At 58.4% G+C, this 14,197-nt stretch carries 15 protein-coding genes; 8 read left to right on the top strand and 7 right to left on the bottom strand.

All coding sequences use genetic code 11. The features are described from left to right. From NW844_RS03695 to sat, 3 genes are all read left to right on the top strand, one after another. On the top strand, positions 1-753 hold a 753-nt coding region (locus NW844_RS03695; protein ID WP_414333587.1), incomplete at its 5' end, for a ParA family protein. 128 nt (positions 754-881) lie between these two features. Next, a complete protein-coding gene (locus NW844_RS03690) occupies positions 882-1,253 on the top strand; it encodes a hypothetical protein (RefSeq protein ID WP_414333585.1) in 372 nt (123 codons plus the stop codon). 113 nt (positions 1,254-1,366) lie between these two features. Then, positions 1,367-2,545 carry a sulfate adenylyltransferase gene (sat, locus tag NW844_RS03685; RefSeq protein WP_414333584.1) on the top strand — a complete coding sequence of 393 codons (1,179 nt, stop codon included), beginning with the start codon at positions 1,367-1,369 and terminating at the stop codon, positions 2,543-2,545. Between the two features lie 165 nt (positions 2,546-2,710). Here the strand turns inward: sat and NW844_RS03680 are convergent, their stop codons facing one another. From NW844_RS03680 to pstS, 7 genes are all read right to left on the bottom strand, one after another. Further along, entirely contained in the window at positions 2,711-2,887 is a 177-nt protein-coding gene (locus NW844_RS03680) for a hypothetical protein (RefSeq protein WP_414333583.1), read from the bottom strand. A 308-nt stretch (positions 2,888-3,195) separates the two neighbouring features. Next, positions 3,196-3,621, bottom strand: a complete 426-nt coding sequence (locus NW844_RS03675) for a hypothetical protein (RefSeq protein ID WP_414333582.1) — start codon at positions 3,619-3,621, stop codon at positions 3,196-3,198. A gap of 43 nt (positions 3,622-3,664) precedes the next feature. Next, on the bottom strand, positions 3,665-4,492 hold the full coding sequence (locus NW844_RS03670) for a TlyA family RNA methyltransferase (protein ID WP_414333580.1): 828 nt from the start codon (positions 4,490-4,492) through the stop codon (positions 3,665-3,667). A 110-nt stretch (positions 4,493-4,602) separates the two neighbouring features. Then, positions 4,603-5,430: a phosphate ABC transporter ATP-binding protein PstB gene (gene pstB / locus NW844_RS03665; RefSeq protein WP_414333579.1), complete on the bottom strand. Its 828-nt coding sequence runs from the start codon at positions 5,428-5,430 to the stop codon at positions 4,603-4,605. Between the two features lie 66 nt (positions 5,431-5,496). Continuing rightward, positions 5,497-6,396, bottom strand: coding sequence for a phosphate ABC transporter permease PstA (gene pstA, locus NW844_RS03660; protein WP_414333577.1), 900 nt, complete (start codon positions 6,394-6,396; stop codon positions 5,497-5,499). A 6-nt stretch (positions 6,397-6,402) separates the two neighbouring features. After that, positions 6,403-7,371: a phosphate ABC transporter permease subunit PstC gene (pstC, locus tag NW844_RS03655; RefSeq protein ID WP_414333575.1), complete on the bottom strand. Its 969-nt coding sequence runs from the start codon at positions 7,369-7,371 to the stop codon at positions 6,403-6,405. A 24-nt stretch (positions 7,372-7,395) separates the two neighbouring features. Continuing rightward, positions 7,396-8,472: a phosphate ABC transporter substrate-binding protein PstS gene (gene pstS, locus NW844_RS03650; RefSeq protein WP_414333573.1), complete on the bottom strand. Its 1,077-nt coding sequence runs from the start codon at positions 8,470-8,472 to the stop codon at positions 7,396-7,398. Positions 8,473-8,875: 403 nt separating this feature from the next. On the opposite strand from pstS, the gene rplI reads away from it, so the two are divergent. The 5 genes from rplI (at position 8,876) to NW844_RS03625 (ending at position 14,163) form a co-directional block, all read left to right on the top strand. After that, entirely contained in the window at positions 8,876-9,340 is a 465-nt protein-coding gene (gene rplI, locus NW844_RS03645) for a 50S ribosomal protein L9 (protein WP_414333571.1), read from the top strand. Positions 9,341-9,469: 129 nt separating this feature from the next. Continuing rightward, positions 9,470-11,227 carry a replicative DNA helicase gene (dnaB, locus tag NW844_RS03640; protein WP_414333599.1) on the top strand — a complete coding sequence of 586 codons (1,758 nt, stop codon included), beginning with the start codon at positions 9,470-9,472 and terminating at the stop codon, positions 11,225-11,227. A gap of 117 nt (positions 11,228-11,344) precedes the next feature. After that, positions 11,345-12,241 carry a universal stress protein gene (locus NW844_RS03635; RefSeq protein ID WP_414333569.1) on the top strand — a complete coding sequence of 299 codons (897 nt, stop codon included), beginning with the start codon at positions 11,345-11,347 and terminating at the stop codon, positions 12,239-12,241. 20 nt (positions 12,242-12,261) lie between these two features. After that, the gene (gene larB / locus NW844_RS03630; protein WP_414333568.1) at positions 12,262-13,071 is read left to right on the top strand and encodes a nickel pincer cofactor biosynthesis protein LarB; all 810 of its coding nucleotides are present in this window, start codon (positions 12,262-12,264) and stop codon (positions 13,069-13,071) included. A gap of 291 nt (positions 13,072-13,362) precedes the next feature. After that, complete coding sequence (locus tag NW844_RS03625) at positions 13,363-14,163, top strand: TerC family protein (protein WP_414333567.1); 801 nt, start codon at positions 13,363-13,365, stop codon at positions 14,161-14,163. Positions 14,164-14,197: the final 34 nt, after the last annotated feature.

Genomic DNA, 14,197 nt, shown 5'->3' with positions numbered 1-14,197 from the left:
AAAGGGGGCACCGGCAAGTCCACCCTCTGCGTCCACGCGGCCCAGTTAACGGCTCAACGGGGCTACCGAGTTCTGCTCATCGATCTCACCTCCCAGGCCACCGCCAGCAGCTTTTACCTGGAAGAGGTGGGATCCCTGCCCCCCGAGGAAACAGTCTGGGCCAGCTTGCACCCGCAGCATCGATGCTCTTTGGAAGAGGTGATCTATTGCACCGACAAGGGGGTGGATGTGGCGCCCTCCCACAGCACCATGGCGGAAGTGGCGGCCCAATTGGCGGCTGCCGGCGATGCAGGGCAACACCTGTTGCAGCACCAGTTGGATCCCTTGCTGCCGGATTACGATTTTATCTTTCTCGATACGCCGGGGGAACTGAATGCCCTCACGGCCAACGCCCTGCGGGCAGCCCAGCGGGTGTTGATCCCGACCCGGCTCAACCGCGCCGATTTCTCCTGTACAGAGGTGACCCTACGCTACATTGAGACCCTGAAAGGTCAGTTGAGCCAGGCCCGTGCTGTCTTGACCATGCTGGACGACCGCTACTTGCCGGGGGGCATCTGGTCGGGATCCCATACCGGGCAATTGTATGTGCAAGCGCAACAGATTTTTGCGGATGTGCTTTCACCCGTTACCATTCCAGATAGCAGCGATTTGCGCACCGCTTTTGACTACGGCTTGACGGTCATGGACTATCGGCCTGGCTCGGTGGTGTGTCAGCGATTGGTGCAGTTTGTCGAACATGAGGTGCTCTTGTGACTGGATCGGACCGTAGCCTCTTTCCTTCTTCAGGAGAAACTTCCCGCACTCGGCGTAAGGCCAGTGCTAAAACCAGTTCAGAGCCCACCTCTGCAGAATCTACTCCCACGGGCGAGGAGCCGACAACGATGTCTTCTCAGTCTCCTACAGAACCAGCCCCAGAATCGCCAGAAATTGCAACTCTCAAAAGCCAACTGGCCGAAGCTCAACAACGCTTGCAGGACTACCAAAACAAAGTCTCTGCCTTGCAAGCTCAGCTTGAGCAAGTCACTGCCCATCGGGACGAATTGCAGAAGGCGCTGGCCCAGTTGCAGGCGGTGGCAGACGAGCGGGCCAAGACCATTCAGGAACTGCAAAGCCGCCGAGGACAAGCTCCACTCCCGGCTAGGCCCCAACCCTCCGCTTCCCCGCTGCAGGCGCAGAAGAAGATCATGAATCGGCCCATCTTCGACAATGTGTCGCCCACCGACGAAGATATGCCGCCCTACATGCTGGACTAGGCAGTGGGTACTATCCTGGATTGCACCCGAGGAAAGAAGGGTGTAGGGTTAGGGATCCCTGTCTGCTCGGTTGCCGTTCTGGTCTTCACGCTATGACTTCATCCCAGGCGAAGATGACTGTTTCTTGCGATGCCATTCCGCCCCATGGGGGCACTTTGGTTAACCGCATTGCCCCGCCCGAGCAGGCACAAGAGCTGCGCTCCAAAGCTGAACACTGCCCCATCCTCTACCTCGACGAGCGGGCTCAGTCGGATCTGGAGATGATCGCCATTGGGGGCTTTAGCCCGCTCACCGGCTTCATGGGGCGGGCAGATTACCAGTCGGTTCTGGAGACGATGCATCTGGCCAATGGCCTGGCTTGGTCGCTGCCGGTGACGCTGCCGGTTGCTGCCGAGATAGCCGCCGATCTCAAGGAAGGGCAGACCATTGCCCTGGCCAACGGCGAGGGCAGGCTCTTGGGCCTGTTGGAATTGACCGAGAAGTTCACCTACGACAAAACCCGCGAAGCGCAGCAGGTCTACCGCACCACCGATGAGCAGCATCCGGGGGTGAAGGTGCTCTACGAACAGGGATCCGTCTATTTGGCTGGCCCTGTAACTCTCTTCCAGCGGGATCCCCATCCCCTTTTCCCGGCCTACCAGATCGACCCGGCTCAGTCGCGGCAACTGTTTCGGGAAAGAGGCTGGAAAACGATTGTCGGCTTTCAAACCCGCAACCCCATCCACCGCGCCCACGAGTACATCCAGAAGTGCGCGCTGGAAATCGTGGACGGGCTGTTTCTCCACCCGCTGGTGGGGGCCACCAAAAGCGACGACATTCCCGCCGAGGTGCGCATGCGCTGCTATGAGGTGCTGATTGAAAAGTACTACCCCAAGGAGCGGGTCATTTTGGCCATCAACCCTGCGGCCATGCGCTATGCCGGCCCGCGGGAAGCCATCTTCCACGCCCTCATTCGCAAAAACTACGGCTGCACCCATTTCATTGTGGGCCGGGATCATGCCGGGGTGGGGAATTACTACGGCCCCTACGATGCCCAGCACATTTTCGATGAGTTCCGTCCTGAGGAACTGGGCATCATCCCCCTCAAGTTTGAACACGCCTTCTATTGCACCGTCACCGGCACCATGGCCACGGCCAAGACCAGCCCTAGCCAGCCCCACCAGCGCATCCACCTGTCGGGCACCAAGGTGCGGGAAATGCTGCGCCGCGGCGAGATCCCCCCGCCCGAGTTCTCCCGCCCCGAGGTGGCCCAATTGCTGGCCGAAGCCATGCGTGAGCGCAGTTCGTCGTAGCTTTTGTGATTTCTCTGAGTGGAGGCAAAAGGGTCTGCGACCAACCAGACCCTATGTATTGATAAATTGATAAAGAGACAAAAACCCCACGCCCAAAGGCATGGGGAGGATGCTGCTCTCCTAGGAAACCCTCGTCAGCAAGCTCTCAATGGGCAGCAGCAGACCTCATCCCGCCTCAAAGCGGAGTTGCTCGGGATCCACATAATAGCAGCGGGCATTGTCAACACAGATCAGCGCCCAGCCATTTTGGTCAACATCGACCAACGTATATTCGGATTGAGGGATGAAGTGGCCCTGGTGGTTGCGGGTCTCGCCTTTAACCCAAACAGTCTGACGGTTCATCTTAAAGTTCCTCCAATTTACAGCCAAAAAATCAAAAGCAGGACTCAATTTCAATGCAAGTCAGTGCAAGAAGTGTCACATCAAACAGAACTAGGATGCACCAAACCCCTCGCATCTCCTCAAAGCCCAACCAATCCATAGGCTTGGGTGTGATGCAAGCTAGCTCACAGCGGTGAATAAATACCGTCTTGCGATTTGGTAAGAGAAGTCTAGCACCAACTCTATGAGAATATTGTTAAAAGTTGCAGATTAAATTGACAAGCTCTAGATTTTTCTAAATTCTTGTTGCAAAATTGGGTCAAGCCTGCCTAATTTTCTTCAAATAGCCACTGGTGCATCTTGCTCAGGTGAGGCCAAGCGGGACGGCGCTTCCCTCCCTCTGCCAAGTTGGATTTGACCCCCTCGATCTGCTCGGGATCCCGCGCCAAGATTTGCTTGATGGTCTCCACCTGCTGGCGTACCCCCGTTTTTTTCAGCTCCAGCATCGCCAAAGTCAAGTTCACCCGCGGCTGGGCGTCCACCGGATCCAGCTTCACGGCAGTTTGGGCGGCTTTCAGGGCTTTTTCCGCTTGCCCCTCCAAAAGATAGAGCCAAGACAGGCAAGTCCAGGCTGCTGCCGCCTTCGGGGATCCCTTACAGATAGCCTCAAAGGAAGGGATCAGCGTCTTGGCTGCTTCCCCCGCCTCGTAGCGCCGGATCCCTTCCTGAAACAATTCTTCAATGGCTGCGCTCATCGTTCTCAATTGAGCATAATGACGTATTGACAAATGTGCCGCTTTATGGGTGCAAGGCTATTCTTGCCTGTTCGCCCATCTGTTGTAGCGCACCGGTGTCGGGGAGAGGGATCCCTTCTCCTTCCGCCAGCCAGAGCCAGTACTCGATGTTGCCGGCAGGGCCGGTGATGGGCGACCAGGTATAGCCCTGCACCTGCCAGCCGCGGGCCACTGCCGCCTGCATCACCGTCTGCAGCACGCGGGCATGGATGGCCGGATCCCGCACGACTCCCTTTTTGCCCACCTGGCCTCGGCCCGCCTCAAACTGGGGCTTGACCAGCAGCAGAGCCTCCCGCGGCGACCGCAACAGCTTCCACAAAGGATCTAACACCTTGGTTAGGGAAATAAAAGAGAGATCCACCACCGCCAGATCCGCCCAGCTTGGGGTGGGCACCTCGGTTCCGTAGAGATCGGCCGGCTGCAGGTGGCGCAAGTTGGTTCGTTCTTTGAGGATCACCCGCGGGTCGGTTCGCAAAGACCAGGCCAACTGCCCATAGCCCACATCCACCCCATAGACCCGCTGGGCCCCCTGTTTGAGTAGGCAATCGGTAAAGCCCCCCGTGGAGATGCCCGCATCCAAACAAATACGGCCCTGCACCTGAACAGAGAAGGTTTGCAGCGCCCCCTGCAGCTTTTCTCCCCCTCGCGAGACAAAAGCAGGCTTACACTGGATGTGGATTACGGGATCCCCGCTCACCCAGGCTCCAGCCTTCTCCGCCCGCACCCCATTGAGGAGAACTTCGCCTGCGAGGATGGCGCGCTGGGCCTGCTGGCGGGAAGAGAAATATCCCCGCTCCACCAACCAGCTATCCAGGCGCACCCGCTCGGCCATCTCACTACTGCTGTTAACAGCTCCTACCCGATTTTCCAATTTCTCAGGATAGGAGAGCGGGATCCCTCTCGACCAGATCTGGCTTGGCGCCAGCAGAAATTGGCGAGGGATTAGCCAAAGCGTCCGCTCACGTATTCTTCCGTCTCGCGATTGACGGGAGAGTTGAAGATCTTCTCGGTGCGGTCGAACTCCACCATGCGTCCGTAGCGAACCCCTTCGTCGTCCACCTCGGTGTTAAAGAAAGCCGTAAAGTCAGAGACCCGCGCCGCCTGCTGCATGTTGTGGGTGACGATGATGATCGTGTAGCGACGCCCCAATTCCTTAAGCAGCTCCTCAATGCGCAGCGTGGAGATCGGATCCAGCGAGGCGCAGGGCTCGTCCATCAGGATCACTTCCGGCTGAATGGCCAAGGTGCGAGCAATGCAGAGGCGCTGCTGTTGTCCGCCGGAGAGGGAAAGACCGCTCAGCTTTAACTTATCTTTCACCTCATCCCAGAGAACGGCCTGGCGCAACGCACGCTCCACCAGCTCGTCCAGATCCCCCTGATAGCCGTTGATCCGTGGCCCAAAGGCTATATTGTCGTAGATAGATTTGGGGAAGGGGTTGGGCTTCTGAAACACCAGGCCAACCCGCCGGCGCACCTCAGAGGGATCCACATCGGGGTCGTAGATATTTTTTCCGTGAAAAATGACCGAGCCTTCTACCCTTGCTCCCGGGATGAGATCGTTCATGCGGTTGAAGCAGCGCAAGATGGTGCTCTTGCCGCAGCCTGAGGGGCCAATGAAGGCTGTGATGTGATTTTTCGGGATCTTCAGGGAAACCTGCTTAACCGCTAGGTGGGAGCCGTAGTAGACGCTCAAATCCCGCGTCTCTAGTTCAACCTCCAAACGGGTGGATTTCTCAGGAGAGCCGGACTTGTCAGAGAGTGGAGAGCGCATAGGAGTACCGAAGGAGATAACGTCACTGCAAAGCCTAGATTGGGTTAAAGCAACAGGTGAGAGGGATTAGATGGTGATGGTTTCCTGCCGACGACTGACGATGAGCCGGAAACTGACTGTGGTGATCAACACCAAAATCACCAGAGCCAAAGCCCCTCCCCAGGCGATCTTCTGCTGGTTTTCAAAAGGAACGAGGGCAAAGTTGTAGATCAACACAGCCAGTGAGGCTACTGGCTTTAACAGACCGCTGGGCCAGAGGAAGCTAAACAAAGCAGTGAAGATCAGAGGCGCTGTCTCACCCGCAGCGCGGGCAATGGCCAACGTCACCCCCGTCAGGATCACCGGCAGAGCTGCCGGCAACACCACGCGAAACACCGTCTGTACCCGCGAAGCTCCCAACGCATAGGCAGCAGCCCGCGTATCTGCCGGCACCAGGCGCAGCGCCTCTTCACAAGACAAGATAATGATGGGCAGAGTCAACACCGATAGAGCCATCCCGCCGGAAAGGGCGGAGAAGGTCTTGGTGGAGAGCACCAGCACCCCGTAGGCAAACACCCCGGCAATGATAGAGGGAACCCCCGTCAACACCTTGATGATGAAGCGCAGAAAGGAAGCTGTGGGGCTGTTTTGGCCAAACTCCGAGAGATAGATGGCAGCAAACAGTCCGATGGGGAAGGTGATGGCGATAGCAATCGACACCACAATAACCGTCCCCAGCACCGCATTGCCAAATCCCCCCACCTGATCGCCGGGAGGAGGGGGAAGTTGGGTCAGCGCTTGCCAGTTCAAGCGCTCGATGCCTCTGGTGAAAACGTAGTAGAGGATGAGAACCAGCACGAAAATGGCAAAGATGCTGGAGAAAACTGTCAGCGCTGTCATTCCTACATCCAAGAAGACGCGCCGCCAGGACTTTGCTCTGCGCTTGAACAAATTGCCTTGCTCTACCGCCTGAACTTGCGTCGTCATGTTCCTCTACTCCCGCGAAGCTGTCAACGCGAACTTGACACGGCGTATCATCAGCTCCGCCGCAATGTTAACTACCAGAGTGATGGCCAACAAAATCAAGGCCACATACATGAGCGCTGCCACCTGCTCAGGGCCTGCTTCTGCAAACTCGTTGGCCAACAGGGCCGGGATGTTGCTGGCAGGAGCCAGGAGCGAGACGCTAATACCGCGGGCATTGCCGATCAACATCGCCACTGCCATCGTCTCCCCCAAGGCACGTCCCAAACCCAAAACCACCGACCCCAGCATGCCGCCAATGGCCGCCGGCAGCACAACACCAAAGATGGCTTCCCAGCGAGTGGCCCCCATCGCATAGGCAGCCGCCCGCAACTCCGGCGGAACGGCCACCAGCACTTCCCTGGCAATGGCAGTGATGATGGGGATGATCATGATCCCCAAGACAACCCCTGCCGTCAGCATCCCCGGCCCCACCGGTGGCGTACTGAAAATGGGCAACCACCTGAAGTTCTGGAACAAGAACATCTGAATCGGGCGAAAGAAGGGAATGAAGATAAACAACCCCCAAATGCCGTAGACCACGCTGGGAATGGCTGCCAGCAGCTCCACCACGATGATCAAGACTGTGCGCAAAGACTTGGGCAAAAAGTCCTCGCTCAAAAAGATGGAGATGCCGAAGCTAAAAGGAACGCCCACGATCAGGGCAATCAGAGAAGTCACCAGGGTGCCGTAGATCTGGGGCCAAGCGCCGTAGTTGTTCTCAACAGGATCCCAGGTGGTGCCCCAGAGAAAGCCCAGCCCGAACTTCTGAATGGCAGGTAGCGACTGAATCCCAATCTCCAGGGCAATCCACAACAGCAGCAAAGCCGAGAAAAAGACGGCAATCCGCGTTGCCCAGATGAACAACCAGTCGCGCCGGCGCTGGAAGACGGGCCGGGGCCGAAATAGAGAACTGCTCTCCGAAAAAGTAGTAGTCATCTGCCGGGTGGGGGGTACAAACTTCTACGGAGTGATGTTTTCCAGAGCAGCCAGAGCTTTCTGCCGCGTTTCTTCCGGCAAAGGCACATAGCCCAGCGGCTCCGCGAAGGATTGCCCTTCCGTGAGGCCGTAGCGGAGAAACTCCTTGACAGCTTTGGAGGTTTCAGCTTTGGGGTAGACTTTGTAGGCCAAGATCCACGTGTAGCCCACAATGGGGTAGGAGTCTTCCCCGGCGGGATCCGGGTCAACCCCCAACAGCCGCTCGTCGAGCTTGATTTTGGCCAGCGCTGCCTGCTCCGTCTCAACTTTGGGGGTGACGAACTTGCCCGACCGGTTTTCCAGGCGAGCGATGTTCAGGTTGTTGAGCTTGGCGAAGCCGAACTCTACATAGCCGATCGCGCCAGGGATCTGCTTAATCTGCTCGGAAACGCCTTCGTTACCGCGAGCTCCCACCCCGGTTGGCCAGTTCACGGAAGAGCCACGACCCACTTTTTGCCGCCATTCCGGGCTAATGGCGTTGAGGTGGGTGGTAAAGATGTCGGTGGTGCCGCTGCCGTCGGAGCGGTGCACAACGGTAATCGGCAAATCCGGGAGAGTCACCCCTGGATTAAGGCCGGCCAGCAGCGGATCGTTCCAGTTCTTAATTTTGCCCAAGAAGATATTCACCAGCGCCAGGCGAGAGAGGCGAATTTCGGGGCCCACGCCGGGGATGTTATAAGCTGGCACCACTGCCCCCCCCACCATCGGCACGGCCACCATGCCCTTGGGAGGGTTGGCTTCACTCTCGATCTGGCTGATCTCTTCGGGACGGGGCACACTGTCGCTGGCGCCGAAATCGACAGTGCGAGCCACAAATTGCCGCCGTCCGGCACCGCTCCCCACCGACTGATAGTTGACTTGGATGTTGGGGTTTTTCTTGCCAAATTCCTGAGCCCAAGTTTGGTAGATGGGAGCCGGGAAAGTAGCTCCAGCGCCGTTGATGGTTACGGTCTGCTGAGCAAATACCCGCTGCCAATTTGCCTGGCTGGCCGCAAACCCAGCAACAGTGGCAGAGACAGACTTCAGGAAAGAACGACGTCCCAAGGAGCGCAGCATCAACATACAGAAATCTCCCAGATGAAGATGGTGTCTCGATCCAACTCTGAGTGCTCTAACCTCAGAACCTGCTCAAGCCGGGCTGATCTCAAAAAACAAGGGATCCTGTTAAAGATCCTTGCCACTCTGGTTCTTGTCGTTAATGTAATATAACGTTCATCCTTTTTGGTTAACGCGAGGTTAAAATCAGGTTATTTCTGACTACAGCTAGCCCCCCTTGTCGCTCTTTCCAGGGATCCCTTGCAGCGGAGAACACCATCGATCGAAGAAACGCGGCGTGAAGACCCCCGGATTCAAGGGCCTACGGCTGGGCTCTGGGGCCGGCTGAGTTTTCCGAGCTCTTTGGGCTGACATCAGCTTGGCAAATGCTTAGAATGAAAGGCTGTCGAGAAAATCAGTGCTTTCCTCCATGTCTAAACGCAATGTGCAAGTTGTGCTGCGCCAGGCGATCCCTGGCTTGGGCAGCCCCGGAGAGGTGGTGAGCGTCAAGCCTGGCTATGCCCGCAACTACCTTTTCCCGCGGCAGATGGCGGTGCGGCTTACACCTGGGCTTCTCAAGGAGCAGCAGATGCGCCGGGAGCAGGAAGCTGCCCGCAAATTGGCGGAGAAGCAGCAGGCGGAAAACTACAAAAAGGCTTTGGAGACCATCGGTCGCTTTGTCATCCGCAAGAAGGTAGGCGAAAACGATCTGCTTTTCGGACAGGTGACCACCAGCGACATTGCCGAGGTGGTGCTGGCTACCAGCGGCCTCGATATCGATCGCCGCAACATCCTGCTTAATGAAGAAATCAGAAAAACCGGGGTTTACCCCGTGCAGGTCAAGTTACACCCCGAAGTAACGGCTACGCTGCGCATTCAGGTCACGCCTGACTGAGAGCAGGGATCCGCGGAGAGAGGCTCTGTGGCCGGCGGGTATGCTCACTGAGCCCGTTGCTCTGAGGCGTATGGCCGAGAGGCTGGGTTGGTTTTTCTATCCTGGCTTGTGGTGATTAGCGATTACGACTTGACGGGTGGGGATCGGCTTCCGCCTCAAAACATAGAGGCTGAGGAGGAGATCCTGGGGGCTATTCTTCTCGATCCCGAGGCATTGGCGCGGGTGGTGGAGTTCCTGCGTCCCGAGATGTTTTACCTCTCGGCCCACCAGGAGATTTACCGGGCTGCCCTGCATCTGCACAGCCAAGGCCAACCCACCGATCTGATGACGGTTTCTGCCTGGCTGGCGGATCACCACCTTCTGGAGCGGGTGGGGGGGACAGGGGCAATTCGTCGTCTGCTGGAGCAAACGGTTAGCAGCGTCAACATCGACCAGTACGCCCGCCTGGTGGTGGACAAGTACATGCGCCGCCAGTTGATCCAGGTGAGCAATACCCTGGCTCGTCTGGCCTACGACACCAGCCAGCCCCTGTCTCAGGTGATGGATCAGGCGGAGCAGCAGGTGTTTGGCCTCACCCAAGAGCGAGTGCAGCGCAGCCTCATCCCTGCTTCTGAGGTTTTGGTGAACATCTTCTCGGATCTGGAGGAGAAGTTCCAGAGCGGGGCTCAGATCCCTGGGATCCCGACCAAATTCATCGACCTCGACAACCTGACCCAGGGCCTGCAACGCTCGGATCTGGTGATCCTGGCCGGTCGCCCCTCGATGGGGAAAACCAGCTTGGCCCTTAACATTGCCCAAAATGTGGCCGCCTACGTCAGGCAGCCGGTGGCCATTTTCAGTCTAGAGATGTCGCGGGAGCAACTGGTGCAGCGGCTTTTGGCCAGCGAGGCCCGCATCGACAGCAGCCGCCTGCGCGCGGGGCGCATCAGCGAGCACGAGTGGCAGCGTCTGGGGCAGGCGATTGGCTTTTTGTCGCAACTGCCCCTGTTTATCGACGACACTCCCGATTGCACCGTTACGGAGATTCGCTCTAAGGCGCGGCGCTTGCAGGCGGAGCAAGGAGGAACGTTGGGGCTGGTGTTGATCGACTACTTGCAACTGATGCAGGCATCCGCCGCCGACAACCGAGTACAGGAGCTGTCGCGCATCACCCGCGGCCTCAAGGCGCTGGCCAAAGAGCTGATGGTGCCGGTGCTGGTGCTCTCTCAGCTCAGCCGGGCAGTGGAGTCGCGCTCTGATAAGCGTCCGCAACTGGCGGATTTGCGGGAATCCGGCTGCCTGGCGGGGGATACCCAGGTGATGGACGTGGATCGGGGCAAGCTCTGGCGGCTGGAACAACTGGCGGCCCTGCCAGCCTCAGCAGAACTGCCCCGCCTGCTCAGCCTCAACGGGCGCGGGCGCCTGGTGCCCCAACAGCCGGTGAAGGTGTTTTGCAGTGGCCGGCAGCCCACCTGTCTTTTGAAAACCCGCCTCAACTTCTCCATTCACGCCACCGGCAACCATCCTTTCTTGACGTCAGAGGGATGGAAACCCCTCGACGAGCTGCAACTGGAAGAGGAGGTGGCGGTGGTGGTACAGGAAGGGTTGATCTGGGATCCGGTGGTGTCGATTAGCGAGCCGGGGGAGCCCCAGCCGGTTTACGACATCGAAATGCCCCGCCACCACAACTTTGTGGCCAACGGCCTGCTGGTGCACAACAGCATCGAGCAGGACGCCGATGTGGTGATGATGATCTACCGCCCGGAGTACTACGATCCCAACACCAGCGATCGCGGCATTGCCGAGGTGATCATCGCCAAACATCGCAACGGTCCCACCGGCACCGTGCGCCTTTTGTTTGAAAGCCAGTACACCCAGTTTCGCAACCTGGCGGATCCCTATCGCTAAAGGCAAACCCGCTGGTGCCTGGTTCCTCCGGCAATTCCAAGAGCAAGGCAGGGGGGTGTTAGCTTAGGATAGCTGACAGCTTCAGCCGAGCTTGGCCACTGCCCTTTTTATCCCCTCATGTTTAAAAACGTTTTAATTGCAACCGATTGCCAAGATGGCCTGCAAAGGTTTGGCAAGTGCTTAGATGCCCTACACAGCAACGGCATTCAACGCCTTGTTTTCTTGCACAGCCTGATTTGGAAAGATGACGATATCGGCCTTCCCGAAGACCCCACCCCCAAAATAGAAACCAAGAAAGCCCAGTTTCGCCAGCTTTTGGGCACCATTCCGGAGGGGCTGGAGGCTAAGGTTTTGGTGCAGGTGGGCCAGCCGGTGGATCTGATTTTAAAAGGGATCCAAACTTACAGCTCCGACCTGCTGATCACCGGCATGGGGATCCACAACCTGCTCACCGAAAAACTGTTTGGCAGCACCACCGTGGAGCTGCTGCCTAGGTTGAACATCCCCCTGCTGGTGATGCGCCCGCAACTGCTGGCCGTCTTTACCCTCGAGGAGCTGCGCCTGCGCAGCCGCCACCTATTTCGCTCTCTCCTGGTGCCTTTTGACTTTGAGGAGCCGCGCCGGCAACTGCTCAGCCGTCTCGGCCAACTGCTGCCGGGGACTTCCCAGTGCCAATCGGTTACCCTGCTCTATGTGGTGGATCCCGGCGCCCGCCGCAACCAGGGAACGCCGGTGGAGGTGCTCAAACGCAAGGCTGAGGCCGATTTGGCTCAGGTAGTCGGGCCGTTGAACGAGCAGGTGCAGCCGCTGCAGGTGCGGGCTCTGGTACGGGTGGGATCGCCGCTGCAGGAGATCCTGGCCACCGCTGCTGCCGAGGACGTAACTGCCATCGCCACCGCCTCTCCGCGGGTGGGCAGCTTTTGGGAGTGGTCGGTTCGCAGCCTCACCGGCGAGATCCTGCGGCAAAGTTGGCATCCGGTGTTGTTTTTCCCGCGCGGGTCTTTGGCCCAGTAGAGCTACTCAATCCCCTTGCTATGCCCGACCCAACCCAAACCTTGTGGGAACTGTTCCAAGCGGTGGCCCAAGGGCAGCTCTCTGCCGAGCAAGCCCTGCAAGCCTGTCGCTTTTTGCCCTTCGAGAGGGTGGGAGACTTTGCCCATGTGGATCACCACCGTCCTTTACGCACCGGCTTTCCCGAAGCGGTATGGGGGCCGGGCAAAACCCCTGAGCAGATCGCCCAGATCCTGGAACGGCTGCACCGGCAGGGATCCCTGGCTTTGGCCACCCGCGTTGAGGCCCAGGTGTACGCTCAGATCCGCTGCCGCTTGCCCCAGGCCCAGTATTCCGAGGTGGCCCGCCTGTGCTGGATCCCGGCCCAGCAGACCATCCGCCGTCCCGGCCAGATTAGCGTGATCTCCGCCGGCACCGCCGATGTGCCGGTGGCCGAAGAGGCCGCTCTCACCGCCGAGCTTTGCGGGTTTGCGGTCAAGCGCCTCTGGGATGTGGGGGTGGCCGGGATCCATCGCCTGTTGCACCACCGCGCCGCCCTGGAAGCCGATGTGCTGATCGTGGTGGCGGGCATGGAAGGGGCCTTGGCCAGCGTGGTAGCCGGCCTGGCGGACTGTCCGGTAATCGCCGTGCCCACCAGCATCGGCTACGGGGCCAGTTTTCAGGGCTTGGCCGCCCTGCTGACCATGCTTAACTCTTGTGCAGCGGGGGTGGGAGTGGTGAACATCGACAACGGCTTTGGGGCGGCCATTTTGGCAGGCCAGATCCTACGCTGTGGACAACGGCTGGCGGCGCGATTGCCTTCGCCTGCCCCCCCTGAGGGAGGAGAAGGTTAAGAAATGTAAAACGATCCTGAGCCGGACAAGCTATACTCGGGCCATGCTGGGGTTTTGGATTTCTCCGCTGGGAGGCTGTTGCCAAGAATTGAGGGATGGATCCCTTCTCCAGGTATCTTTTGTCAGGTGTCTTTGGGGCGCTTCCTCAACGACAACGACCCTAAAAATCTCCTGGAAGGGGTTGTCGATAGATCTGGGATAGCGGTCTGGGGTTAGCTGCACTGAACGAACGATTTTTTACCGGGTTACATGAAGCTTGCTGCTATGTCAATTGAGGCAATAGATACCACTGTGGCTTTTGTTCAAGGGATAATTCAGTCCTTCACTTGGACAGATCTCTTTTTGGTGGTGGCTCTGGTGTTTTTGGAAGCGGCCCTCTCCGCCGATAACGCCGTTGCCCTGGCGGCTTTGGTCAAGCATTTGCCCACTCCTCAGCAACAAAATCGCGCTTTGCGCTGGGGCATTATCGGTGCCTATGGTTTTCGCATCGCCATTGTGTTTGCAGCGGTTTGGCTGGTGGAGTATCCGCCCGCTCAGTTTCTCGGGGCCTGTTACCTGCTCTGGCTGGCCTGGCAGCATTTTTGCGGGGAAGAAGAAGGATCCGAGCAAGACATCACCCGCCAGGCTAATTTTTGGCAAACCCTGGTGATGGTAGAGCTAACGGATCTAGTCTTTTCTTTCGACAGCATCGCCGCTTCGGTGGGCGTCTCCCGCAAGGCTTGGGTGATCATCCTCGGCGGCATTCTCGGCATCACCTTGATGCGCTACATGGCCTCTTTGTTTTTGCGCTGGCTGGATGAGTTTTCCCGCCTAGAAGATGCTGCCTTTGCCATCATCGCCCTGGTGGGAAGCCTCATGCTGCTGGAGGTGTTTTTCCCCCAAGTTGAGCTCCCGGAATGGGGGATGGTGGTGGCTGTGCTGCCTTTGTTTGTCTGGGGCTTTTCGCAGCGTACAAGCTCCTGCGCGGCAGCCGATGAACAGCCGCAGCCGACCCTGGCCGATCTCAGAGAGTTGCACCCGACCGAAGGGATCCCTGCCAGCCTAGCCCCCCTGCCTGAGGCCGAGCCTGCTCCCGAGCTACAGCCGGACTAAGGGGCCTCACGGACAGCTTGTTCCGGATCCCTGG

This window comes from Synechococcus sp. H55.2, from assembly GCF_047462495.1.
Lineage (GTDB): Bacteria > Cyanobacteriota > Cyanobacteriia > Thermostichales > Thermostichaceae > Thermostichus.
Note: the sequence above shows the minus strand (reverse complement) of the source record. Positions and strands in the feature narration are given on the sequence as shown.